The sequence below is a fragment of the Paenibacillus senegalimassiliensis genome (assembly GCF_001486585.1).
Classification (GTDB): domain Bacteria; phylum Bacillota; class Bacilli; order Paenibacillales; family Paenibacillaceae; genus Fontibacillus; species Fontibacillus senegalimassiliensis.
On sequence record NZ_LN909045.1, the window covers coordinates 175,623 to 201,134 of the forward strand.

At 49.4% G+C, this 25,512-nt stretch carries 20 protein-coding genes; 16 read left to right on the forward strand and 4 right to left on the reverse strand.

Annotated features, from left to right (window positions below; all coding sequences use genetic code 11):
* Window positions 1-16 precede the first annotated feature (16 nt).
* On the forward strand, window positions 17-1,447 hold the full coding sequence (locus tag BN3279_RS10800; RefSeq protein WP_059050724.1) for an NAD-dependent succinate-semialdehyde dehydrogenase: 1,431 nt from the start codon (window positions 17-19) through the stop codon (window positions 1,445-1,447).
* A 412-nt stretch (window positions 1,448-1,859) separates the two neighbouring features.
* Here the strand turns inward: BN3279_RS10800 and BN3279_RS10805 are convergent, their stop codons facing one another.
* A complete protein-coding gene (locus tag BN3279_RS10805) occupies window positions 1,860-2,777 on the reverse strand; it encodes a GNAT family N-acetyltransferase (protein ID WP_316245754.1) in 918 nt (305 codons plus the stop codon).
* Between the two features lie 208 nt (window positions 2,778-2,985).
* Window positions 2,986-3,561 (reverse strand): TetR family transcriptional regulator, encoded by a 576-nt coding sequence (locus tag BN3279_RS10810; protein WP_232436825.1) that lies wholly within the window; start codon window positions 3,559-3,561, stop codon window positions 2,986-2,988.
* Window positions 3,562-3,743: 182 nt separating this feature from the next.
* On the opposite strand from BN3279_RS10810, the gene BN3279_RS10815 reads away from it, so the two are divergent.
* The 14 genes from BN3279_RS10815 to BN3279_RS10885 all read left to right on the forward strand — a co-directional run bounded on the left by BN3279_RS10815 (window position 3,744) and on the right by BN3279_RS10885 (window position 21,676).
* Window positions 3,744-4,484, forward strand: a complete 741-nt coding sequence (locus BN3279_RS10815) for a DsbA family oxidoreductase (protein WP_059050729.1) — start codon at window positions 3,744-3,746, stop codon at window positions 4,482-4,484.
* Window positions 4,485-5,147: 663 nt separating this feature from the next.
* On the forward strand, window positions 5,148-5,495 hold the full coding sequence (locus BN3279_RS10825) for an ArsR/SmtB family transcription factor (protein WP_059050734.1): 348 nt from the start codon (window positions 5,148-5,150) through the stop codon (window positions 5,493-5,495).
* Window positions 5,496-6,287, forward strand: a complete 792-nt coding sequence (locus tag BN3279_RS10830; RefSeq protein WP_059050736.1) for an SDR family NAD(P)-dependent oxidoreductase — start codon at window positions 5,496-5,498, stop codon at window positions 6,285-6,287.
* Window positions 6,288-6,481: 194 nt separating this feature from the next.
* The gene (locus tag BN3279_RS10835) at window positions 6,482-8,236 is read left to right on the forward strand and encodes a purple acid phosphatase family protein (RefSeq protein ID WP_059050738.1); all 1,755 of its coding nucleotides are present in this window, start codon (window positions 6,482-6,484) and stop codon (window positions 8,234-8,236) included.
* 112 nt (window positions 8,237-8,348) lie between these two features.
* Window positions 8,349-9,134 (forward strand): SDR family NAD(P)-dependent oxidoreductase, encoded by a 786-nt coding sequence (locus BN3279_RS10840; RefSeq protein WP_198343577.1) that lies wholly within the window; start codon window positions 8,349-8,351, stop codon window positions 9,132-9,134.
* 531 nt (window positions 9,135-9,665) lie between these two features.
* Window positions 9,666-11,255 carry a sugar ABC transporter ATP-binding protein gene (locus tag BN3279_RS10845; protein WP_187377778.1) on the forward strand — a complete coding sequence of 530 codons (1,590 nt, stop codon included), beginning with the start codon at window positions 9,666-9,668 and terminating at the stop codon, window positions 11,253-11,255.
* A gap of 47 nt (window positions 11,256-11,302) precedes the next feature.
* Window positions 11,303-12,475, forward strand: a complete 1,173-nt coding sequence (locus tag BN3279_RS10850) for a sugar ABC transporter substrate-binding protein (protein WP_059050743.1) — start codon at window positions 11,303-11,305, stop codon at window positions 12,473-12,475.
* Between the two features lie 15 nt (window positions 12,476-12,490).
* On the forward strand, window positions 12,491-13,630 hold the full coding sequence (locus BN3279_RS10855; RefSeq protein ID WP_059050745.1) for an NADH-dependent flavin oxidoreductase: 1,140 nt from the start codon (window positions 12,491-12,493) through the stop codon (window positions 13,628-13,630).
* A gap of 51 nt (window positions 13,631-13,681) precedes the next feature.
* Entirely contained in the window at window positions 13,682-14,704 is a 1,023-nt protein-coding gene (locus BN3279_RS10860; protein ID WP_082673032.1) for an ABC transporter permease, read from the forward strand.
* A gap of 44 nt (window positions 14,705-14,748) precedes the next feature.
* A complete protein-coding gene (locus tag BN3279_RS10865) occupies window positions 14,749-16,818 on the forward strand; it encodes a hydantoinase/oxoprolinase family protein (protein ID WP_059050747.1) in 2,070 nt (689 codons plus the stop codon).
* Between the two features lie 18 nt (window positions 16,819-16,836).
* A complete protein-coding gene (locus tag BN3279_RS10870; RefSeq protein ID WP_059050749.1) occupies window positions 16,837-18,639 on the forward strand; it encodes a hydantoinase B/oxoprolinase family protein in 1,803 nt (600 codons plus the stop codon).
* Between the two features lie 40 nt (window positions 18,640-18,679).
* Window positions 18,680-20,056 carry an amidase gene (locus tag BN3279_RS10875; RefSeq protein ID WP_059050751.1) on the forward strand — a complete coding sequence of 459 codons (1,377 nt, stop codon included), beginning with the start codon at window positions 18,680-18,682 and terminating at the stop codon, window positions 20,054-20,056.
* Between the two features lie 51 nt (window positions 20,057-20,107).
* Window positions 20,108-21,031 carry a DMT family transporter gene (locus tag BN3279_RS10880; RefSeq protein WP_059050753.1) on the forward strand — a complete coding sequence of 308 codons (924 nt, stop codon included), beginning with the start codon at window positions 20,108-20,110 and terminating at the stop codon, window positions 21,029-21,031.
* A 15-nt stretch (window positions 21,032-21,046) separates the two neighbouring features.
* Window positions 21,047-21,676 carry an isochorismatase family protein gene (locus BN3279_RS10885; protein WP_059050755.1) on the forward strand — a complete coding sequence of 210 codons (630 nt, stop codon included), beginning with the start codon at window positions 21,047-21,049 and terminating at the stop codon, window positions 21,674-21,676.
* A 94-nt stretch (window positions 21,677-21,770) separates the two neighbouring features.
* Here the strand turns inward: BN3279_RS10885 and BN3279_RS10890 are convergent, their stop codons facing one another.
* A complete protein-coding gene (locus BN3279_RS10890; protein ID WP_059050757.1) occupies window positions 21,771-22,415 on the reverse strand; it encodes a TetR/AcrR family transcriptional regulator in 645 nt (214 codons plus the stop codon).
* A 297-nt stretch (window positions 22,416-22,712) separates the two neighbouring features.
* Window positions 22,713-23,336: an acetate uptake transporter gene (locus BN3279_RS10895; protein WP_059050759.1), complete on the reverse strand. Its 624-nt coding sequence runs from the start codon at window positions 23,334-23,336 to the stop codon at window positions 22,713-22,715.
* Window positions 23,337-23,527: 191 nt separating this feature from the next.
* On the opposite strand from BN3279_RS10895, the gene BN3279_RS23400 reads away from it, so the two are divergent.
* Entirely contained in the window at window positions 23,528-25,504 is a 1,977-nt protein-coding gene (locus BN3279_RS23400; protein WP_082673035.1) for a helix-turn-helix domain-containing protein, read from the forward strand.
* Window positions 25,505-25,512: the final 8 nt, after the last annotated feature.

Below are 25,512 nucleotides of genomic sequence, written 5' to 3' on the forward strand. Positions count from 1 at the left end.
GAAGGAGCGAGAGTCCATGCAAAATCAAGCAGGTAAGCTATTTATAGGCGGTCAATGGCTGGAGACGGAGCAGCATATCGACGTCTTCAATCCGGCTACGCTGGAGAAAATCGCCGATGCTCCGCTAGCTAGTAGGGCACAGGTAACGGCTGCGGTGGATGCCGCAGCCGCAGCGCTGCCAGCTTGGAAAGCACGTACCGCGCAGGAGCGGGCGGTGCTGATGCTCAAATGGTATGCGCTGATTGAAGAGCATAAGGAGCGGATCGCTCGCACGATGACGGAGGAGCAAGGCAAGCCGTATCCGGAAGCGCTGGGCGAGGTTACTTACGCGAACAGCTTTGTACAATGGTTTGCAGAAGAGGGCAAGCGGGTCTACGGGGATACGGTGCCGGCTTCGCATCCCGACAAGCGGATTATCACCATCAAGCAGCCGGTAGGCGTGGTGGCGGCCATCACCCCTTGGAATTTCCCCGCGGCGATGATTACGCGCAAGATCAGCCCGGCGATTGCTGCTGGCTGTACGGTGGTTATCAAGCCTAGCGAGCTAACGCCGCTGACGGCTTATTTGTTAGCTGAGCTGGCGGAGCAAGCGGGCATTCCGGCAGGAGTCCTGAACGTGATCACGGGTGATCCTGAGCAAATCGGCAAGCTGTGGATGGATGATAAGCGGGTACGCAAGGTTTCTTTTACCGGCTCAACCCGGGTCGGCAAGCTGCTGATGGCCAGTGCTGCAGCCACGGTCAAAAATATATCGCTGGAGCTTGGCGGCCACGCGCCCTTTATTGTGACGCGGTCCGCTGATCTGGATTTGGCGGTACAGCATTTTATCGGCGTCAAGTTCAGAAATGCGGGACAGACCTGCGTGTGTCCGAACCGCGTTTATGTGCATAGCACCGTGAAGGAAGCGTTCATTAGCAAGCTAACGGCCGCGGTGGAAGGCCTCAAGGTAGGTAACGGCCTGGAGGAGGGCGTGACGATCGGAGCGCTGATTAATGAGCAGGGCAAGGAAAAAGTGGAGCGCCATATCGCAGACGCGGAGGCTCAAGGTGCCACGGTTATTCGCACCAAGCAAGCCTTACCACAGGAGGGGTATTTCGTAGCTCCAACGCTGTTAATCGACGTTCATGAGAACATGTTATGCATGAACGAAGAGACGTTTGGACCCGTTGCGCCTATCTTGGCCTATGACACGTTGGAGGAAGTCATTCAGAAGGCGAACGATACGCCTTACGGCTTGGCTGCCTACGTATTCAGCCAGCAGTTGGCGGAGGCCTTTCGCCTGAGCGAAGCCCTGGATTATGGCATCATCGGTCTGAACGACGGCTTCCCGGCGACAGCCCAAGCCCCGTTCGGCGGGATGAAGGAAAGTGGACTAGGCCGCGAAGGTGGATATTGGGGCCTGGACGAGTTCCTGGAAACCAAATATATCTCGATGAATTTAGGATAAGTTCATACTCCGCTATACTATAGTGTAGTGAGGATTGAGAAGTAAGGAACAAGGTGCGAACCCCAAGGGAACCTGATTTTCCTCGGTGGAGTCGCACCTTTCGTTTTGGTGTGGGATCGCGATACATCGCTTATTTAACGGGAAATCCTCCGGTTAATTTTTATATTTTCTGGGTGCCTACACAATTAGCTGGAATTCCTCCCTATATTTCTGCCCCTAGGGGCAGAAATGGCTCGAAAATACGGATTTATAGGGAGGATTTCCAGCTAAACACCGAAAATCGGCCAATTTGCGCAAATTAACGGGAGGATTTCCCACTAGTGTGGAGATAGCGCGCCAAGTTGCAAACAAAGACGCACAGTAGATTGAACCGTGCGTCTTTTTCCTAACCCGGTAATGGGCAATCATACTTTTATAAAGTAATAAAATACCGAATTTCCTCCTGATCCGCCGTAAAGCCCAGGGACTGATAAAGAGTCAAGGCAGAGTGGTTCGTGGTCAGCGCCATCAGGCTGGCGTAAGGCAGGTCACGGGCTTGGAGGTAACTCAGCGCTTGAGCGAGCAGGTACTTGGCGATACCGCGTTGTCTCCAAGGCTTGCGGACGAATACATTCTCAATCACGCCATAGCCAGCTTCTTGCCAGACCATCAGGCTAGCCACGATTTGGTCTTCCTCACGTACAACCAGGGAGATCCAATATGGCTTACTCTTATATTTAGCAAGGCGATCGTGCCCTAAAGGGGTATCGGGCCAAACCTCGGCTTCAATATTCAGATAGATGCTTTCTTCCTCAGGAGTGCCCATGCTCCAAGGCGAGTAGCTAAGCCCGTTGGGAATTGCTGCTGTCGGAATGGCTTCCTTCAGGCTACGGCTCATGCTAAACAAGCTATTCAAATAGTTAAATCCTCGTTGAACAAAAAATTCCTCGTTGGCCGTTTCTTCTTTCAAATTGCCCACGCATAACCGGGTTTCGTATGCCGCAGGTAACGTTGCTTGGAGTTGCCGGACTCTTTGCAGAAGCGCTTGGTAGACTTGATCCAGCAGATCATAGTCTGTTTCCCTCTGGGGCAAAGCCTTCAGATTAATATAGATTGAGTGATAATTCTCTGTCGGACGGCCAGGAGGCACCGTGTTAATGATGCTTACTTGTCCTTTGGCAACCATTTTCCCATTCTCAAACGCACAATAAACATTCTCCCAATGTTCTTTCTCTCCAATCCACCAGAAGATTGCGTTCCCCTGAGTGGTTATGGCCTGATACAGTTCGCCCAGCAAGGGCATATCCTCCTGCCGGAATGGACGAATACTTCTACTGGATGTTTGTTTCAATATTGAAACCTTCTTCGTGGAAGGAACTTCGCAGTTTACAGGGCAATGATGCGAGCTTTCCCTTCTAAATGTCCCTTAAATAACCGCCCGTTGTCCATCACAAGCGCCTCCCTTTTGCTAATTTTTCAGAGTAATGATCACTGTGTACGTTAGCATAATTGGGGTGACGCCTCCAAGTTACTTTATGGTTATAATTGTTCTTTCCTGACTAGGCCATCAGGCTGCCAAGTCCGCGGGTCACATAGGGAAGCGCCAATTCTATATATTGTTCGGCAGGTAGATTGCTGTTCTGGCGCCAATCCATGGATGCTCCGATCATACCCCAGCTAAGCATCACCGCTGCAACTCTCAATGATTCATCACTGGCCCCACCATGCTGGTTTATTAGCATTTGGCCGAAGGCCTGCTCCAATTCCTTCTGAATGATGGCTTCAATGGTAGTCTTGAATGTCTCAAAGCCGCTACGACAGCGTGCGTAGAGACTGGTTTGAAACCGGGTGACACACAGGAAAATGTCTGTAACCGTCGCTGCGTCCAGCAGGGTGTACCCGGCAATCTGATTGCATACGGTATCTGTGAATTCTTTTCGCAAAACCTTCTCCAATAGGTCATATTTATCGACAAAATGATAATAAAAAGTCGCCCGGTTCACGGTGGCTTCATGAGTGATGTCCTGGATGGTAATGTCCTTAAACTCCTTGCTGGTCAGCAGGTGGGCAAAGGCGTCCATAATCAGTTTCTGTGTTCGAATGATGCGCGGATCAACTTTGGTTGTTGTGTTCACGAGGGTCCCTCTTTTCATAAACTTTTTGGACAAATGAATCCATATGTTGTATATCCGACGTTGCTCTGGAATTGTCGGTTGATTGGTAAGCTGAACTATTTTATGATAACTATACAACAAATGTTGTATAAACTAAAAGCGTTGTAATATATAAAAAAAGAATGCAGAAGGAGGAGTTAGGGATGAAGGTAGAAGTGTGGTCTGATTTTGTGTGCCCCTTCTGTTATATCGGTAAGCGCCGGCTGGAGCAGGCATTGGAGCAATTTGAACATGGCAGCGAGGTGGAGGTATCCTATCGCAGCTTCCAATTACAGCCGGATGCGAAGAAGAATACCGGATTGACCATGCATCAGGTGCTGGCAGCTAAGTTAGGTGTGCCTTATGAGCAGGCGAAAGCGATGAATGCTCAGGTTGCTGAGCAGGCCAAGCAGGTGGGACTCGATTATCATATGGATACGATGATTCCAACCAATACGTTTGATGCCCATCGTCTGGCTTACTATGCCCAGGATCAGGGGAAAATGAAAGAGTTCATGGAGCGTGTCCTGAAGGCTTACTTTACCGATTCGTTAGATATTGGTGATCATGCGACATTAGCGCGGCTTGCCGAGGAAGTCGGACTGGATGCCAACGCAGCGCTGGACGTATTATCGTCAGAACAATATAGTCCGGCGATTGCCCTTGACCGGGCGGAGGCTAACGCCATAGGTATTAGGGGTGTGCCGTTCTTCGTGGTCGATGACAAATACGCGATTTCCGGGGCGCAGCCAGGCCAAGTGTTCCTGGAAACGCTGAGCCAGGCCTGGGCAGAGGCCCATCCCAAGTTCATCGAAGTTACGTCTAGTGAAAGCGGTGGAGATGGCGGCTACTGTGCGGACGGCGTTTGCGAGGTTCCGCTGGCGGGCGAGCAGCAAGATCGATGAATGTAACTCCTTGCTGGGCGCTGGCTAATTTAACGGGAAATCCTCCAGTTAATTTTCAGCTTTTTCGGAATTCCAGACAATTAGCTGGAATTTCTCCATATAATGTTGCTCCTACGGGCCAAAATGGACTGAAAGCACGGATTTATAGGGAGTTTTTCCAGCTAAACACGGAAAATTGGCCTATTTGAGTAAATTAGCGGGAGAATTTCCCACTAGTGGGCAAGGCCGAGCTTCTTCGCCAAGGTTATGGTCGTGTGGCACCTATTGAGTTATGACCTTATGGCGTCTATTGAGTTATGGCCGTATGGCGGCTAGTGAGCAGGTCCGGGGTTTCTTCTCTAAGGTTGTGGCTGTGTGACAACCAGCGCTGCAGGTCCGGGCTTCTGCTCTTTTCCCAAGGTTACTCCTGTATAGCCCCAGCCCCACATACTCCAAACCCAATACTAGTTTTCCAATCATCCCCCTCAACGCTTGACCTGAGGGGGATTTTTCCTGTGTCCAGCGCATCACATAGTGCGAGTCCGCCACCTTCCATTTTCCCACCATTTTCCCTTCACCAAGCAACCATCTCGATCTTCTTTCCCAATGTGGTCGTGCGGTTGCGCGCATGCTATTCTGTAATCACTCAACAGCTTAAACCATTAGTCCCAAGGGAGGAAGGTCATGATGGATCAGGATAGCAGCATGAGTCTGTTGCGGGAGTTCAAGGGTAATCGGAAGCTGCTCAACGCCATTGGTGACGAAACCAGGCAAGCGATTATTATAACTCTCATGCAAGGGACGTGGTCGCCGGGGATGAGGGTCGGGGAGATTACAGAACATACCAACTTGTCCCGCCCCGCGGTGTCGCATCAACTGAAAATATTGAAAGAGGCCAAGGTCATCAATGTCCGCAAGCAAGGGACGATGAACTTTTATTATCTGGACGCTATCAGCGAGCTAAAGGAGCTTAAAGCTTTGATTGAGCATTTTATTAGAGATTGCAAGCAACAAGAAGGAGGGGATCATTAAATGTACCAAGGGAAAACAGCGCTAATCACCGGAGCGTCCTCCGGCATTGGAGAATCCTTCGCGCACGAATTGGCTGGCAAAGGCATGAACTTGATTGTAGTCGCTCGCTCGGAAGCGAAGCTGAAGCAACTTGCCCAGACACTCATGGCTAAGCATAACGTACAAGTCGATGTTGTCGTAGCCGATCTGACTCAGGATCATGCAGCCCATAGCGTCTATGATCAGATCACCCAGTTACAACGCAAGGTGGATTTGCTCATCAACAATGCGGGCGTGGCTTCCTATGGCGTCTTTGATAAAATGCCTTTGGAGAAGCAAGAGAATGAGATTAAATTGAACGTGTTGACGGTGGTTAGCCTGACGCACCTCATTTTGCAAGACATGCTGAAACGCCGTCAGGGGGCTATTATCAACGTAGCTTCAGGCTCCGGGTTTCAACCCACGCCCTTCATGGCCGTATATGGCGCAACCAAAGCCTTCATCATCTCTTGGAGCGAATCATTATGGGCAGAAACCAGAAGCCAAGGAATTAGCGTCGTTACTTTATGCCCTGGCCGAACCGCTACCAATATACAGGAGGTTATGGGAGGGGATACAGGGGCTCCAGGCAAGGATGTACCGCCTGCTCAGGTCGTGCAAACGGGACTACGCGCGCTGGAGAAAGATAAGATGACGGTGATTGATGGTTTAGGCAACTATTGGGTAGCGCAGCTTGCTCGTTTATTCCCTCGTAAATTCGTTGTCAATCTTTCCTATCGTATCTTTGGCAAGAACGTCACTCATGGCGTTTAGCGGATAATCTAATTCAGGAGACTCCTGATTACTCATATAAGAAGAGAACGTGAACTCGGCGTTCTCTTTTTTTCTTTACAATGTTTTCATGGTTTTAACATATATGCTGTCTTGCTCTAATACTTAGCACCTAACATGGAATAGGCATGGTTAGATGATGCTAAAAAATACCTTTGCGAAGGAGACTCGGGATGATGAGTATGAAGAATGTAAAGACCAAAATAGCAGGTTTACTATTAGGTGCAATGCTGATTGCTCCAGTATCTGCCGGGAATGCCTTTGCGCAGGAAGTTGCAGCTAACAAGTGGGTTCTGGCCACCTCAACCTCTACGGTAAACAAGCCAGCAGTAGCTCCTCACGTCAAGAATAATGCGCCTAATCGCATCGTAGCTACCTTTAATGGGGATACACGGACGCAAATGGGCTTTAACTGGTATACCTCGGATCAATTTCAAGATGCTTATGTATGGGTAAGTGAATCAAATACGATGGCTGAACCTGTCGCTTTCAAAGCTACGGCTAAAGTCGTGGAGGCTCATTACATAGAGCGGGACAAGAACGGATTTCTGATCTTTGCCAAGGTAAAAACGGATGAAAATAAGAAGCAATCGATTGTGGGCTATTTTACGGATGAAGGTACGGTCGGAGAAAGCTTCAACCCGAGCAAGGAGCTTGGTGAAGATTCAGACCTTTCCTCCAAGGTGCAAGTGCAGAAGGTGAAGGAAGCCTCTTACAAAGCACTGGCAACAGGGTTAAAGCCAAATACCCAATACTACTATCAGGTCGGGTCGGACAAGGGGCAAAAAAGCGCAGTAGGGCAGTTCAAGACATCTGGCTCATCCGGGGATTCCTTCAAGTTCATCCATTATACGGATACACAAAATGCGTACTGGAACGAGCATGCGAGAAATGAAGCAGCCTATGGGGCAAGTACACTCGAAAAGGCGCTGGAAACAGCAGGAGATGCCAACTTTGTCGTTCATACTGGCGATGTTGTAGAAATTGCTGAGGTGGAGGACGAATGGGTTGATTTGTTCAGCCAATCCCAAAGTTCTTTGTTAATGGGGCCGTTAGCTCCTGCCTCTGGCAATCATGATGAGGCGGCGCTGACTAGTGGTGAGAAATTTCTGGATTCCTTCAACAATCATTTCAATGTACCAGCAGCGCAGGGGAAAATTGATGGTGGCTCTTATTATTCCTATGATTACAACGGCGTTCATTTCGTTGTCGCTAACACCAATGATAATAAAAATGAAGAGAAGAAGGCGCTTGGCAAGGAACAAATGGACTGGATTAGACAGGACGTAGAGCAAGCGAGGAAGAATGGTGCAAAATGGGTTGTGCTGCAATACCACAAGCCTCTGTTCTCCAAGTCATATCATTCCCTATCCGATGAAGACGTCCAAAATGTCAGAGACGATTTTATGAAGCTGATCGATGATCTGGACATTGATGTGGCCATGCAAGGACATGATCATGTGATGTCGGTAACGAAATCCTTAAAATATGCTCCTAAATCGGAGAGCTTTGCCAATGCCCAAATCGATTATGCGAACATGATAACGGGAGCAGATCAGGTCGAATATTATGAGAATCCGCAGGGGACGGTCTTTATTTTACCGAACACAGGCGGGACAAAGGCTTATGATGATATCTATGGCAAGTCCTTGGAGCATATCAAGCAAGTCAGACCTAAGCTGAGCTGGTTAACTCAAGAGAATCTGGATCATTACAACTCGTTGTTTGCCTTTGGCAACCAGCCACAGAAGAGTGAGAAGTTCACCAAGTCTCATTCTAATAACAGAGATTCGTCCCAACAGAACTTCGCCGTTTACGAATTTAATGATAATGAACTCACCGTTAAGGTGTATCAGGTATATGGCGATTTGTCCAAGTACGAGTCAAGACAAGTCAAGCTGGTCCATGAGTTTGGCATTCAGAAGAATTAATTTCAGCAGCTAGCACCTTTCCGAGGGAATTTTGTTATTCGCCCACCAAAATAGCTATAATAAACTTAACTATTGATGGAAAGGGCTGGATACCATTAAACTACGGGATAAAGTGATTGTCGTTACGGGTGCGGGCGGCGGAATTGGAAGACAATTGGTGCTGAACCTGCTGGGCAGAGGGGCACGTGTGGCCGCTGTCGATATTAGCAAGGAAGCTCTGGAGGGAACTGTTCAAGCGGCGGGCAGCCACAGCAGTAAGCTGTCCATCCATACGTTGAATTTAACGGAGCGGGAAGCGGTTGAGGCCCTGCCCGAACAGGTGATCGAGCGCCACGGGCAAGTGGATGGCATCCTGAATAATGCTGGGATTATCCACCCGTTCATCCATGTGAATGATCTTGATTACGACAAGATTAAGCAGGTCATGGATATTAATTTTTACGGGACGCTCTATATGGTGAAGACCTTTCTTCCGCATTTGCTGGCAAGACCGGCTGCGCATATCTGTAACGTGTCAAGCATGGGGGGATTCCTTCCGGTTCCCGGTCAGACGATTTACGGAGCATCCAAGGCTGCGGTGAAGCTGCTGACTGAAGGGTTACAGGCAGAGCTTAAGGATACGAATGTGAAGGTCACGGTCGTTTTCCCTGGTGGGGTAAGCACCAATATTATGAAGAACTCCGGCATCGACAATATGGACAACACAGAAGCTAGCCAGGAGCAGTTGGCCCAATTGCTAACCCCCGAACAAGCCGCCGAAATTATCGTGAGCGGGATGGAAAACGATAAAGTACGTATTTACGCAGGCAAAGACTCCCGAATCATGGACAAAATATATCGGCTCAGCCCGGCGAAAGCCACCAACCTGATTGCTGATAAAATGAAGGACCTCGTCTAAGAGGGGAATGCAGATGGTTAGCGTCTAACGCTAAGATAAACCGAACATTACGTATTACGTATAAGATGAAATGAAGAAAGAGAACGCCTGCTGGGGCGCTCTCTTTTTTTTGCTTTTTGGCTTTAGCATGTTGAGTACGTGAACCAAGTGAAACAAAAAACACCGCTATGTGGTTGAGGGAGTGAGGCTTGACCACTAAGACGAAGATAATGAGATAAAATATAACATACATAGTTAATTATAATAACAAAAAGAATCATATATGCACTAAATTTTATCTTTAATCGGAAAATTCAATTGACGACCCCTAAGTTGATGTGTATAATTTGACTCAATAACATTCTATCTAATCAACTTGATGAAAAATAAACTATTTAATGTTACTTATTATTACATCTATAGTTAACTACCTTTATTTCTTTGCACACACTCACCCTGATTTACTCCAGATCAATTATGTGTATAGGAAATAAAGTTTTTTTACACCATTTCATCTAGTGCATTAGATGAAATGGTGTGCTGATAGCAATGATGAGCCAGATAACGGGAGGGGAGAAGGAGATGGATAAGGAGAACAGTACGTTAAGTTTACAAAACATTTCCAAAACTTTTGGAGGAACCCAGGCTTTGAAATCTGTAAGTCTGACCATTGGCATGGGAGAGATTCATGGATTGCTTGGTCAAAATGGCTGCGGCAAATCTACGCTTATTAAAATTCTGGCAGGCTATCATGAACCCGATTCCGGGGGAGAGATGTGGATTAATGGTGTTAAGGTCAAACTACCGCTACAGCCGGGTGAGTTCGCCCAGTATGGCATCAGCTTTGTGCATCAGGATTTGGGCCTGATTCCTGAATTTACAGTCCTTGAGAACTTGATGGCCAGTAAGCTGGCTATGTCACAAAGGCTGTATATTCCCTGGCAAAGGGAAAGGCTACATGCCAGGCAAATTCTCCGGCAATACAAGGTGAGTATAGATATAGATGCCGAGGTTGCTTCGCTTGGTCCTGTAGAGAAGGCGATGCTGGCCATTGTCAGAGCTGTTGAGGATATCAAAAATAATCCAAAGGCAAAGGAATTACATACAGGCTTGCTGGTTCTGGATGAGCCTACCGTGTTTTTGCCTAAGGAAGAAGTGAATCTGTTATTCCGGCTTGTCCGCGAGGTAGTAGCTGATGGGTATAGTGTGCTGTTTGTCTCTCACGATATTGACGAGGTGCTGGAGTTGACCGATGCCTTCACCGTGTTCAGGGACGGACGAAACGTGGGAACGGCGAGCACAAGCGAGCACAGCAAGTCGACCATTGTTGAAATGATTCTGGGAGAAAAGCTGAATGTCTATGAGATGAACCACAGGAGCAAAGTCTCTGAGCAAGCGGAGGAACGGATTTATTTTCATCGCGTAAAAGGGCAATTGGTTCAGACGGAAAGCTTTGACGTAGCGAAGGGGGAGGTTCTTGGGATTACAGGACTGGTCGGATCAGGATTTGAGGAGATTCCCTACCTCCTGTTCGGTGTGCTGGATCGCCAGTCTGGGGAGATGATCCTTGGGCAACAGACGATAGATTTGTCCAAATTCAGTCCATCTCAGGCGGTGGCTCAGCGGATGGCCTTAATTCCTGCGGATCGCCCCAATGCTGGCGGGATTGGCGAACTGCTCACCGAGGACAATCTAATGATGCTGGTCATGGATGCTTATAACCCTCATTTCTTGCAGAAGAAAAAAATGCAGCAAGTCGCAAGCAGTCTGGTGAACGATTATCAGGTTCATCCACGTAATCCTAAAATCCATTTCTCCCAGTTATCTGGCGGAAATCAGCAGAAAATCATTTTAGCCAAATGGCTGCAAAATAGCCCCGAACTGCTGATCTTGCACGAGCCAACCCAGGGCGTGGATATTGGAGCCAGACAGCAGCTCTATCATCAAATTGACCAGGCTGCCAAGGCAGGAATGGCCGTGATATGCTGCTCCTCGGATTATGAGCAACTGGAGCAAATTTGCAGCCGTGTGCTGGTCTTCTCCAACGGGCGTATTACTCGTGAATTAACCGGAGCGGACATGAATAAGGAGCATATTCTGAAAAGCTGCTACGGTGCCTTCGACAATAGTATTTCTGTATAAGTTGCATATACAAAACAAGCTTTATGGATAAAGGAGGAGAGTGTTCAATGAAAAAATGGGTGATGGCGTGCATGATGATGTTGTTGGTGTTGTCAGGATGTTCGACGAGCAGTAATCAGACCAGTACAGGAACAGGAGAAGCAGACAACTTGGCTGTCTCCACCAATGACGGTTCTGTCCCTGCCGGGGGCGATGAAATTGATCTCACAGCGATTAAAGACAGGATGGAAAAGTTGGCCGACAAGCCTGAATTTCAGTTTGAGGCAGAATCCTTTGATGCCAGAGGCTTGCTGCAAGGGAAAAAGGTGCTATCCATTCCGACGAATAGCGCCATTCCCTACTCTCAGATTCTGAGCTCCGCCCAAGGGGATGTCGCGAAGGAAATTGGGCTTGAGGTGTTCACTTGGGAAAATCAAGGTAATATCGTTGAGTACACTCAAGGAATAGAGCAGGCCATCAATGCCCGATATGACTTGATTGACTTGTCCGGGGTTGACCCCAAGAGTCTGACGGCGCAAATCGCTATGGCCAAGGAAGCCGGAATCCCTACAATCACTACACATGTAACCGGAAATGGTGAAGTGCTTGATTCGGTGGATTATTCTGCTCCACAGGATTTTGCTATGGCTGCCAATCTGCTGGTGGACTGGACAATTCTCAAGGGAGGGCAGGATGTGAATGTGCTGGTGATTAAAGAGAGCGATCTGGGCTGTTCCATTACGATGACGGATGCGATGCAACAGGAATTCGCTACCTATGCTCCCAATGCCAAGGTGAAGTATCTCGATGTTCCAATCAGCGATTGGGCTACCAAAATGCAGTCTGAAGTGCAAAATGCCCTGATTGCTGATCCTGATATTGATTACGTTATAGCCATATATGATAGCATGCTGCAATATATCGTACCTGCTATTGATATTACCGGAAAGTCAGACAGCGTGAAGGCCATTGGCTTCAATGGTACACCGTTTGTACTGGATTATGTACGTGAAGGTAAGGTGGAGATGGTCGTGGGAGAGAGCATTGAATGGCTGGCTTATGGCTACCTGGATTATGCGATGCGCGTCATGGCAGGGCTTGAAGTACCTGCTGACGAGAACTTCCAATTCTATATCTGGACGAAGGATAACGTTGAAGAAGCTGGAGTTCCGGCAGAAGCCACCAAGGGTTATGGAGATAGCTATATTAAGGGCTACCGGGCACTATGGCAGCTTGACTAGGGGGGAGGACGCCAGATGAATACCCGTTATGAGCCGTTATTTACGAGATTAACATTCAAATGTGGTTTAGAGCTGGACAATCGGCTCATTATGGCGCCTATGACGCACTTCTCTTCTCTTGAGGATGGAACGGCATCGGAGGCGGAGCTGGCCTACTATGCAAGACGTTCTTGCGGGTTAGGTATGATCATTACGGCCTGTGCTTATGTTGCTCCGAGCGGAAAGGGATTTTACGGCGAGCCATCGGCAGCCGACGATGACATGATAGCTTCGTTGAGCAGCATAGCCACAACGCTCAAAAGGCACGGCTCGAAGGCTATTTTGCAAATTATTCACAGCGGAAGAAGAGCGGATCCAGCCATGGTTCCAGGCGGTGAGGTGGTTGCGCCAAGTCCGGTAGCTTATGACCGGAGGGATCGGGTAGACTCCCCTGTACCGAGGGAACTGAGCGGTGATGAGGTTCAGCAGTTGATTCAGGATTATGGCGAGGCAGTTAGAAGAGCGATAAAGGCAGGCTTTGATGGCGTAGAGCTTCATGGGGCGAACGGCTACCTGCTGCAGCAATTTTTCTCCCCCCATTCCAATCGGCGTACCGATGCCTGGGGCGGAGGCGTGCAAGAGAGAATGAGCTTCCCGCTGGCAGTGGTGAGTGAAGTCGTGCGAGTTCGTCAGCAGTATGCAGATCGCCCCTTTGTACTCGGGTACCGGTTCTCCCCCGAAGAACCGGATACACCGGGAATTACTATGGATGATACGTTAAGCTTCATTGACAGGCTGGCGGCTACGGAGCTTGATTATATCCATGCCTCTCTGGGGGACTTCTGGTCCAATCCCCGAAGAGGGGCGAAGGGATATCTTGAACGCTCACGTCTGGAAGTCATCAAGCAGCGGGTGGGGGAACGTATTCCCGTCATTGGGGTCGGATCCATATTTACGGCGGACGATGCTATGGATGCTTTGGCTACGGGAATCGATCTTGTGGCGCTGGGTAGAGTCCTGATTATGGAGCCGGACTGGATAGATAAGGTGAAGACGGGGAAGGAAGCAGAGCTGATAACGGAGATCGATCCGGCGCTGCAGCAGGACCTGGTTATTCCTGATGGGCTATGGCATGAAATAATGAATACGCCCAACTGGTTCCCTGTCAAGAAGTAAGGCGTACTCGAAGCCGCGGTATGACTAGATGAAGGAAAGGAGCAAGCAAAGATGAAAGACAGTACAGCCTTGGAGCTTGGTGCGGCGAGAGAGCGGGTCGGCAAGTTCTCTTTCTCCAGCCTGTTTCATAAGAATGCCATCATTTTTGTCTGGATCGGCATCATCATTTTGTTCTCTGTTCTAATCCCCGACATCTTTCTGACATGGGGTAACTTTTCCATTATGTTTGGTTCCAAAGCGGTGCTCGTGGTGCTGGCTTTAGCGATCATGGTCCCACTTATTGCGGGCGATTACGATATGTCGGCGGCCTCTGTGCTTGTACTGTCCAGCATGATTGTAGCTATTGCAAATGTGAAGCTGGGCCTGCCTATAGGGGTATCTGTTATTTTAGGAATTCTTGCGGGGACATTGATTGGATTTATCAATGGTCTGATTATATCCAGGCTGGCTATCAATCCATTTATAGTGACGATGGGAATTGGCACTCTGTTAAACGGCGTTACACTATGGATTTCCGGCTCTATGACGATAACAGGCATAGATGCTTCCTTGCAAAAACTGGTCATTAGCGGCAGGCTATTCGGCATTTCATATGTATTCTACTACGCGCTCATACTCTGTGTGACCTTGTTCTACTTCCTTGAGTTCACAGCGCTTGGCCGTAAGGTATTGATGGTGGGACGCGGTAGCAACGTGGCAAGACTGAGCGGCATACGTGTTGAACGCATTCGCTTGGGCTGCTTTACGGCTTCCGGCTGCCTCTCTGCTGTAGGCGGTGTGCTGTATGCAGGAACCTTGGGCAGCGCGGATCCAACGTCGGGCCTCAGCTTCTTGATGCTGGCGTTTGCGGCGGTATTCCTTGGCTCGACCTGTATCAAGCCGGGGAGATTCAACCCGCTCGGCTGCCTCATCGCTGTCTATTTCCTTGTTACAGGAACTACGGGGCTATCACTCATGGGAATATCCACATTTATTCAGGATATCTTCTACGGTTTGGCTCTGGTTGTGTCCGTCATGTCCTCTGTATTTGTGAAGAAATTTCAGGAGAGGCAGAAGAGCCGCAAGCCGGCCTGAGCATTTGGAGAAATTATACAAACTTATAGGGAGTGGCGAACTGTATGAAGCGTATTGGAGTCGATGTTGGCGGTACCTTTACCGATTTGATCTATGTAGATGGTGATACCTTTGCTGTATATAAAACATCAACAACCCCGCATGACCCGTCCGAGGGGGTGATGGAGGGAATTAATCAGCTATGCTCTATTGTGGGCGCAGAGCGGGAGCAGATTGATGAGGTCTTTCACGGCACCACCATCGCTACCAATATGGTGCTGGAGCGCAAGGGAGCGCGTGTCGGCCTATTGACTACTGAAGGCTTCCGTGACCTCCTGCATATTGCAAGACATAAGCGACCGTATAATTTCAGCATTATGCAGGACATTCCCTGGCAAAGCAATCCGGTGGTGCTGCGGCGGGATCGTCATGTTGTGAAGGAAAGGGTCACAGCGCCTAATGGCGAGGTGTTAACGCCGCTGGATAAAGAGGCTGCACGTCAAGCGGTACGCAAGATGAGGGCTGACGGAGTTGAAGCTATCGCTGTTTGCTTCCTGTTCTCCTTCCTGAATCCGACGCATGAGGAAGAGGTGCTGGACATCATCAAGGAGGAATTTCCAGAGGCTTATGTGTCCCTTCGTTCCGTAGTAAGTCCGCAATTTCGCGAGTATGAGTCGTTTACAACCACCAGTCTGAATTCGTATGTGGGACCCAAGACGGCAAGCTATATTGAAAATCTGGAAAAAATGCTAAAGAACTCGGGCTACAGCAGCGCTACGCTTCATCTGATGCAGTCGGGTGGCGGGGTAGCCACAGGGAAGGCGGCAGCCGCCAAGCCAGTTCATCTGTTGATGTCGGGTCCGGCTGCCGGAGTGCAGGGAGCCATCTGGGCCTCGAAGCTGACGGATCATAGCCATATCATCTCACTGGATATCGGGGGCACCTCTGCAGATATTGCCGTTATTCCCAACCTGAAGCCGGGCATGCGCCATTTGCTGGATACCCAGGTGGGCGGCTACTCCGCTATGGTTCCAATGATTGATATTGCGACGATTGGAGCGGGTGGAGGCTCCGTAGCCTACATGGATGATGGTGGATTTTTCCGGGTAGGTCCGCGTAGTGCGGGGGCTGTTCCCGGTCCGGCTTGCTATAACCGCGGCGGAATGGAGCCGACAGTGACGGATGCTAATATTGTTCTGGGTCGCCTTGGAACGGAACTGCTCGGCGGAAGAATGACGATTCGTCCTGATTTGTCCCGCCAAGTGATCGAAGACAAGCTGGCAGTCCGACTGGGACAAAGTGTAGAGGAAAGCTCGCTTGGCATTATTGAAATTATGAATACGAATATGATTCAGGCTATTGAGAAAGAGAGTATTCGCCGGGGCCTGGATCCAAGGGACTTCGCCCTGTTTGCTTGCGGTGGGGCGGGAGCGCTGCATGCTTGCAGTGTGGCCAGGGAATTAGGGATACGTCAGGTGATTGTACCCGCCAGCCCCGGGGCCCTTTGTGCGGTAGGGCTGGTAGCAACGGATCTGCTCTATGACTTCTCCAAGACCGAAATGCAATTATCGACGAAACCGGATATTGCAAGGCTGGCCAAGGATTTTGCGCTGTTGGAGCAGGAGGCGAAGACAAGACTGCAGGAGGACAAGGTGAAGGAGGAGCAAATGAGCCTGCAGCGTATAGCGGAATGCCGTTACCTGGGTCAAGGCTATGAGCTGCGTGTTCCTGTAGAGCAAGGCGAAATTACCGAGCAGACCTTCCAGGCCATCACGACTGTATTTCATCGTACGCATCTTGAGTTCTTTGGCAAGGACTATCAGGACACCCCTGTAGAGATCGTTAATATTCGGGTGGAGGGCATTGGGGAGATGCCCAAGCTAGAGGCGGCAACGATTCCGGCAGGCTCTGAGGACCCGTCAGAAGCCTATAAGTACTCACGTGATATTATCTTCAAGCTGGATGGGAAAATTGACACTTACAGCTCGAAGGTGTATGACCGCTCCAAGTTGAAGGCGGGCCATCAGATTCAAGGGCCTGCGATTATTGATCAGATGGATACGACCTTGCTTGTGGAGCCAAATTGTGTGGCAACTGTGAATCCCTATGGCATTATTCTCATTACTATTCAGTAGGAAGGGGCATGACCAGAGATGAGTGAAGCGATTGGATATATTCAAGGAACAGATATCAAGCGTGTGTCCGTGGATCCGGTAACGCTGCAAGTATTGGGCGGGGCCTTTAAAATGATTGCTCAGGAGATGGGGATCGTATTGTATCGCATGTCCTACTCCAGCATAATCCGCGAATCTGAGGACTTGGGCGCAGGGATATGCGATGCGAAGGGCAGACAGATATGTGAAAGTGAAAATTCACCCATGCATGCAGGCTCGGTTGGTGGTTATATCCAAGGAATTTTGCAAAAGCTGGAGGGCAATATTCATGATGGTGATGTCATTATCCATAATCATCCTTACTATGGCGCATCACATACTCCGGATGTACAGATTAACATCCCGATTTTTTATGAGGGAGCGCTTATCGGATATTCGGCCATTAATGCTCATCTGGTTGACGTTGGGAACGCCGGGGCGGGTGTGGCCATAGATGCCCGTGATATTTATGCGGAGGCACGCATTTATAATGCGCTCAAGCTCTATGAGCGGGGCAAGCTGAATGAGCAGCTCTGGGATATGATTCTCGATAATGTACGAACTCCCTCAATGAATGCTAATGATATCAATGCCCTGATCGCGGCCGCGGAGCATGGCAAGAAGCGTTTTCTGGAGCTGATTGAGAAGTTTGGCCTGGAGACGGTCTTCTCTGCCTCGGAGGAGTGGATGGATTATTCCGAGAGAATGCTGCGCCGGGAAATTGCAAAGGTTCCCGACGGGGTCTATCATGCGGAGAGCTATCTCGATGATGATGGGGTTAATCTGGGCAAGCCGCTACGTGTATCGACGACCATTACCATTCATGGCGACTCGTTAACCGTAGATTTGACCGGCTCCTCTGACGAGGTGATGACGGCCTTTAATGTACCCTTTGAGGGCAGCACACGTCCATCCATCAACACAGCGATTCATGACTTGTTCCTGGACGATGCTCTGCATTCCGAATATATTCCGCAAAATGAAGGATTGGAGCGCCCTGTCCATATCATTGCCCCGAAAGGAAGCATATTTAACCCTAACTTTCCGCGGGCTTCCTCCGCTCGCTTCAATCAGGTCAACCGCATGGCGGACTGTATTGTGAGAGCCCTTGCTCCGGTGATGCCAGAACGCGTGAGTGCCGGCAGCTCCGCTAATATTCACTATATTGTCTATAGCGGCTTTAACGAGGAGGTCGGCGAATACTGGGTGTATGGCGAGGTTACCGAAGGCAGCTACGGCGGACGTTATGGCAAGGACGGCATAGATACGATCGATTGCCTGATTGCCAATACACGCAATGTGCCCATTGAAGAAACGGAATGGCATTTGCCCCTTCGTGTTGAGCGCTATGAGATTGCCCCTGTCGAGGCGGCAAAGGGTAAATGGCGCGGAGGAATTGGTGTTGTTCGGCAAACGCGCTTTCTGGAGAACGGGATTGTGGGCTGTGAAGGCGATCGTCATTTTAATTCCCCTCCAGGGCTGTTTGGAGGAGGAGATGGTCAGCCTGCGTCTCTGGTCAAGAACCCCGGGACCGATCAGGAGGAAGCTATGCCTTCCAAGGTATCGGCTGATTATTTCAAGGCTGGCGATGTGGTGCAGGTTATCTCTCCCTCCTCCGGGGGATATGGCAATCCGTTAGAACGCGATCCACAGCTTGTACTGCATGATGTGTTGGATGACTTCTGTTATCTGGAAAATGCGGAGGCTGACTACGGGGTCGTAATTGATCCTGTGACGAAGCTTGTGGATGTGGAGGCTACGGCTCGGGTCAGAGCGGCAAGAATACAGGAATTTGCCAGCTAAGAAACATAAGTTCATCTGATATGCATCAGGAGGGAGAAGAATGCAGCCAAATTTGGAGCAATTCAGTATTACCGAGTTGCATCGGCATTTCACCCGGCGGGTGGTATCTCCACGAGAATATGGCGAGCATATGCTGGGCTTGCTGCGGCTGGAGCAGCTAAATGCCATTACGGCTATTGATGAAGAGGCGGCCCGTCTGAATGCTGAAGCCTCTGAACAACGCTATATGCGGGGCGAGCCCTTGGGGATGCTGGATGGAATCATGATTGGAATCAAGGATGTCATTGAGACGAGAGGTATTCCTACGCGGTTCGGCTGTGAGGCATATGATGCATTTATTCCTGAGCAGGATGCCTTTGTCGTGGAGCGTCTCAAGCAGGGAGGGGCCAATATTAGCGTGAAGACCAATACCTCGCAGTTTGCCATGGGGCCTATGGGAGATGTCTCCTACCATGGACCTGTACGCAATCCGCATGATCCACTAAGAATATCAGGAGGATCTTCCTCGGGAAGTGGTTCCTCGGTGGCGGGTTATTTATGTACTGCAGCGTTAGGTACGGATTCGGGCGGTTCGATCAGGCTCCCGGCAGCCTTATGTGGTGTAGTAGGCCTTAAACCTACCTTTTCTCTGGTTAGCAACGAGGGGGTCATGCCTGTTAATGCTTCCATCGATACGGTTGGTCCGATGACGCGGTCTGTAGAGGATAATGCCTTGGTGCTAAACAGCATTGCCGGGTACAATTCGCGCGATTGGAGAAGTGCTCCCTTGCCGGAGAGGAACTACCTGGCTGCCATCCATGATTCTATTGCTGGCTGCCGAATTGCCTTTGCCGCCGATACATTCGATGGTCCGCTGGCTCCAGCGGTAAGAGATGCGATAGCAAGTGCCCTTCAGGCCTTTGGCCAGCTTGGGGCACGGGTGCGATCTGAACCGCTGCCCGACCTGCAGCCGTGGCGGACGGCTCATCAGTTGCTGCTGATGGCTGGTGCATATCAAGCTCATCAGCATGATCTTGAGCAGCATTCCGAGCAGATTTATGAGCAGGTACGTACTCGTTTGCTGCAAGGTCGTATTCATTCCTGTCAGTATGTTGAATATGAGCGAAGTCGCAGTGCTATGATCAGGATGTTACTGGAATGGATGGGGGATTGTGATATTGTTCTGCTGCCGACGACTCCGGCTACGGCTGCGCTGATTGGGGCCGAAGCGGTTGAGATGAATGGTGAACTGCATTCACCGCTGACGCTATATCCCACGTATACATGGATCGCCAGCTTTAGTGGACTCCCTTGTCTGTCCCTGCCGATCGGCAAGGATGAACAGGGCTTGCCCATAGGCCTTTCACTCATGGCCCGGCCTTTCCATGAAGCTCAGCTATACAGATTTGCCAGTCAGCTTGAACGGTGTTTACAGTAATGCTCCAACTCTTGGATTCCAGCAACGGTTGAAGCACTAGGAGATATGTTTATGAATTCAAAATACTGGAGTTACCTGTGGCTTGCTATGGCTGTATTCAGCTTTAGCTCCTACGAGGTGATCAGCAAGTTTGTAGAAGGGGCTGTAGATGCGACTCAATTAACCTTTATCCGCTTTTTGGTCGGGGGACTCTTCCTGCTTCCCTTCGCGCAGTTGCATTTGAAGAAGCACTCCATACGTCTTACACGCAAAGACTGGCTAACCTTGCTTGGGCTTGGTTTTCTTAATGTGACGATCAGCATGAATTTGATACAGATTGGTCTGCAGTATACGCCGGCCAATCTGGCTGCTATCATTATTAGCTCCAATCCGGTATTCGTTGCCCTGCTGTCTTCCCTCCTGCTGAAGGAGGCGCTGACTGGCAGGAAGCTGCTCGGCCTGTTCATCGGAGTGTGCGGAGTTATCGTCGCACTTGGCAATCTGGGCGGGGGTCATCCGGGCAGTGGCTTTTACATTGGAGTAGCTATTCAAGTGGTCGGCATGCTGGCCTTTAGCTTATTTACCGTTATCGGGAAGAAAACGTCCTTGAGACTGGGCAGCATTGTGCTGAATGCTTACAGCTCTACGATAGGCAGCTTGACGATATTACCGCTGGTTCTAATGAAAGGGATCTCTCCGTTTCAACTGGACATTAGCTTGATTTGGTGGGAAATGGCCTACATTTGTATCGGAAATACGGGAATCGCCTTTTTCTTGTATTTCAAAGCTCTGGAGAAGCTGGATACCAGCTTTGCTTCAACGACGTTCTTCTTAAAACCTATTTTGGCAGGAATATTGGCCGCTCTAATCCTGAAGGAGCCGCTCCCGCCCCAAATGCTATTAGGCATTGTATTGGTATTAGTTGGCGTTTACTTCGTGAATCAGCCTGCCTGGTTACACAAGAAAGAGAGCAAATCTATCAAAACTCTAAAGTAAGGATGGGGAAGGCCGATGGATAAGCAGAGCATCTATCAGTTAGCGGGACTTGGAGGACGAGCAGGCTTCGGGAAGCGTGCGGCGATTGTCGTGATTGATTTTCAAAATGCCTTTGCCAGTGGAGCCTCTGCTTCAGGGACGGATATGTCGGCGGCTTGCAGGGAGACACGCAGGCTGACCGATGCGGCAAGGCCTTGGGATATCCCTGTTATTTATACACGTGTGGGCTACAAACCCGGTGGTATTGACCTCGGAGTATGGGGGACAAAGTGTCCAAGTCTGATTCCGATCAGCCAGGGCACTTGGGAATATGAGTGGAATGAACATCTGGATGTGAGGGAGGGGGATGTTGAACTGGAGAAGCATGGTCCCTCCGCATTTTTTGGCACACATTTGGCCCCCATGCTTATCAACAGGCAGATTGATACGGTTATATTATGTGGCTGTACGGTTGGCGGTTGCGTGTATGCGACAGCCATCGATAGTTGTTCTTACGGGTTCCGAACGATTATTGTCAAGGAAGGTGTTGCAGATCGCAGTCAGGAGGTCTTTGATTTGTTCTTGTGGAATCTGGATCAGAAATATGCGGACGTTATGGTACTTGAGGAAGTTCTTGGTCTTCTGCCGCAGAAGCAACGCGAATAGCCTGGGCAAGCCTGCGGGAGCAGGGAAAAACAAGAGCATGAATAGCGATGGATCCTTCACCGATGCATCCGCTAGTCATGTTTTTTTGTTGTATTTAGCGGGTTGCCTGCCGAATGTCGGGTGATGAGCGCTTTTTAAATTCACGAATGGCCTCTTCATTGGTAATGAGGAAGGAGTGGACCAGACGCTGCACGATATCTCTTGTCGTTTCAAACAAATTAAAGGAGTCCGGGTGGGTCGCCCAATGCTGGCATAGTCCCCGCGTAGAGCTGAAAATGGTCTTGGCGATATATTCCGCTGAACAGGAGTGAGTAATTTCGCCCCGGCTTTGACCATCGACTATCAGTTGTACGGCGGGATGAATGCGATCCTGATCCAGCATAAGCAGAGCCTTCTCGGATACAAACACCTTTCTCAGAAAATCAGCGGAGTTCTGATTGAACAATTCCATACTAAAATAGCTGAAATAGCTGACAATTCGTTCGCAGCTACTGGCCTCCCTGGCCTGCTTGGCCTCGGCACTGGCAAAATAGTCCTCTACCTTGGGCATTAGCTCAAACAACAAATCATCCTTGGATTTGAAGTAGTAATAGAAGGTGCCCACCGTAATATTGGCCGCTTTGGAGATCGTATCTACGGTAATATTATCAAACCCTTTGGACAGGATAAGTCTTTTGCCGCAAGTAATAATTTTCTTCTTCGTTGCAATAGCTTGCTTGGCCCGATTGGTTAGCTCCATGGTCATAGTAACTCCTTTGTTTTCTGCAAACTGGTACCATCCACACACCCTCTGTCTGTATAAAACTAGTCGTATTGTTAATTATACAATAAACTTCAGGCGCAAAGCGACATATCTGGTCTGGCCTGATCGTCACAAATCAGGCCTGGAACCGCTGATGTCATCCTTGAAGTCTGTCATAAAATACGTGGGTTTAGAATACGATCATAGGTGCGAGTTCGAAAAAAATAGCCGTCCTGTCGCGCGTATCGGAAGCGTAGCAGGACGGCTATTTTCTATAATATAGTGGGGAGCATTTTATGCCTGTGGCTTGAAGATACCGAATGGTCGTCCAACCGGAAGGAAGTTTCTCCCAAAGTGGACATTAAGCACGGACGCCCCTGCTCCATAGAGTGATAGAAGCCCGATACAGAGCTCTGCCCATGCCGCCAGCGCATGTGAAAGTTCAGGAAGGATGCCAAAGGCATCCAGACTCAGCCCCAGAAACAGGACATCAATCAGAGCAAAAATGAAGAAGAGCACTTTATGTGTCTCCATCGCACCGATGGTCATAAATAACGTAAAAATGAGGTAGCCAAGGAAGGCAAAGCCTAATTGTTTGCCGTCCACGCCGGAAGCAAGCTCAGCCCCGAATACCCCCAGCTTGATTAGCCAGCTTGTCCCCATTGCGAACCAGAAAAAGGCATAGGCTCCAAATGCGGTCATGCCAAAGGTGTTATTATGCTTGCCGTCCTGAATGCTGGCAAATAACTGCGCGAAGGCTCCAAGAAAGATGGCCCATGGAATGGCGTAGCTAAGACCCTCCGTCCATCCCAGCTTCTGCGAGGATGCCACCAGAGTGACAATCGCCAGCCCGAATAAGCCGATTCCGCTGGGATCGGCCGTAATGATTTTTACTTGTGTTGATGTTGCGTTGTGCATAGTGTAGGTTGAGCCTCCATAGTTCATTTCGCTGCCATTCCTCCGATACCGCAGAATGGACACATGGATGTATTGTAACTGACCAAGGGGAGTACGTATAGTGGTCATTTTGTTACAATTAAAATTGCGTTGACACTGATAATCGTTATCAATAAACTTCTATTTATAAGCACAGGGGGGAGTGAGGGTTTATGGCGGATGAGGTGTGTTTAACGAAGCGCTTTACCCCGGACATGATTGAAGATGCCATCTGGCTGTGGGCACGCTCGTCCATTACGCTGCTGGATGTTCGCTATTCGCTGCTCGATCCGGCCAATGCGATTGAAGACTATATTATGCCAGCAAGCACGATGCTGTATGTCTATGGAGGCAGCGGGGATGTAAGACTGAACCAGACGATGTACCCCTTGGAGCGCTACAACCTGTTCCATGGCGGCAAAGGGACGGAGCTGACGATTCATCCCACAAGCCCAAGGCTGGAGCTGTACATGGTATTCTATAAAGCCAAGTCTCCCTCTCATAATAGGCGAGAATTGCCTCGATTGAAGGAGCAGGCCAAGCCCTTTGACCAAGTGTACGGCTTCTCTCCGGGCAATCCTCTTTTCTTTGCCAAAAAATTTCATGATATGCATATTAGCTGGGGCACAGGTTCAGCGCTTGGTCATTTGCAGGCCAAGTCTTCCTTCTATCAGCTTGTTCATGAGCTGTATAAGGAGCTGGAGCGGGGAGATATCTCTTATATTGATCCCGATTATGCGGAATGGGTGAGGCAATATTTGGACAAGCATTTTACGGAGCCCATCTCCATCCAGCAGCTAGCAGAGATGCTGCCCATTAGCCGTAGTCTGCTCAGCAAGCTATTTCGCAAGCGCGAGCAGAAGAGCCTGCAGGAGTATCTGAATGAGAAAAGACTAGAGGCAGCTATGAAGGGCTTGCAGGACACGCAAGCAACGATTCAGGAGATCGCAGTGGGGTCCGGCTTCATGGATGAACTGAATCTGATTCGGATGTTTAAAAAACAAACCCGGATGACACCAAGCGAGTTCAGAAGAAAAATGATAACTGAAAGTACCAATAATGATATTGATAATCATTATCACCGTCTATACAATGGGAAAGGACTGGCTGGGCTGGTCAAATCTAAAGAAGATGGGGAGTTATCAATGTTTGGATTATCTGGTAATAAGACAGTTATTCTTGCGGCAGCTATGAGTCTGATGCTGCTTCTGTCCGCATGCGGCACTGCAGCTCCTGCGAATAATACAGGCTCAGCGAATTCGAATTCCACACAGACAGAGAGCAATTCGGAAGCCACAGCCGCTGAGCAATCGCCTACAACGAGAACCGTTCAAACCGTGAAGGGGGAAATAGAGGTGCCGATCAATCCTCAGCGTGTTGTCGTGAATTGGTATGCAGGGGATGTATATGCGCTGGACCTGAATATTGTGGGTTATTCAGGCTGGGCTCAGGAGACGATGCCCTTCTATGATAAACTGATGGATTCCATCAAAATCGAGAACTGGGAGCCTGAAGATGTTATGGCATTGGACCCGGATCTGATTGTTACTTATGATGAAGCTGACTTTGATAAGTTTAAGAGCATTGCACCTGTGCTTGTTGTTCCCGAGACTGACATCACTTCACTTGAAAGAGTGAAGATTATTGGTGAAGCAACTGGCAGGGAGGAGCTAGCGAATGAGGCAGTAGCCACCTTTGAAGCCAAGCTTGCTGAAGCCAAGGAGAAGTTCAAAGGAAGCGCCTTTGAGGGCAAGACGTTTAGCATACTGGAGGATTGGGGGCCTTCCGGCGACTGGAGCGGCATTGCTTATGAGACTGAATCCCGCGGTGGTACCTTGGTCTATCATCATTTGGGTCTGCAAATTCCCCAGAAGGTTCAGGAGCTGATTGACAGCGGCCAAGGTCGGGGAACGCTTAGCTATGAGGTAGCCCATGAATATTTCGGCGACTACATTCTTTGGTTCCGTCAAGAGGGTACAGATTCTGAATATCAAAAGACAGAAATCTGGAAGAGTCTTCCGGCCGTCACTGAGAATCGTCTGGTTGAAATTCCAGGCAACTACCAAGGCTTATTCTATTACTCAGATGTGCTAAGTCTGACGGCGCAGCTTGATTATATGGTGGATGCAATCAATTCACTAGCCCAATAATCTGGAAA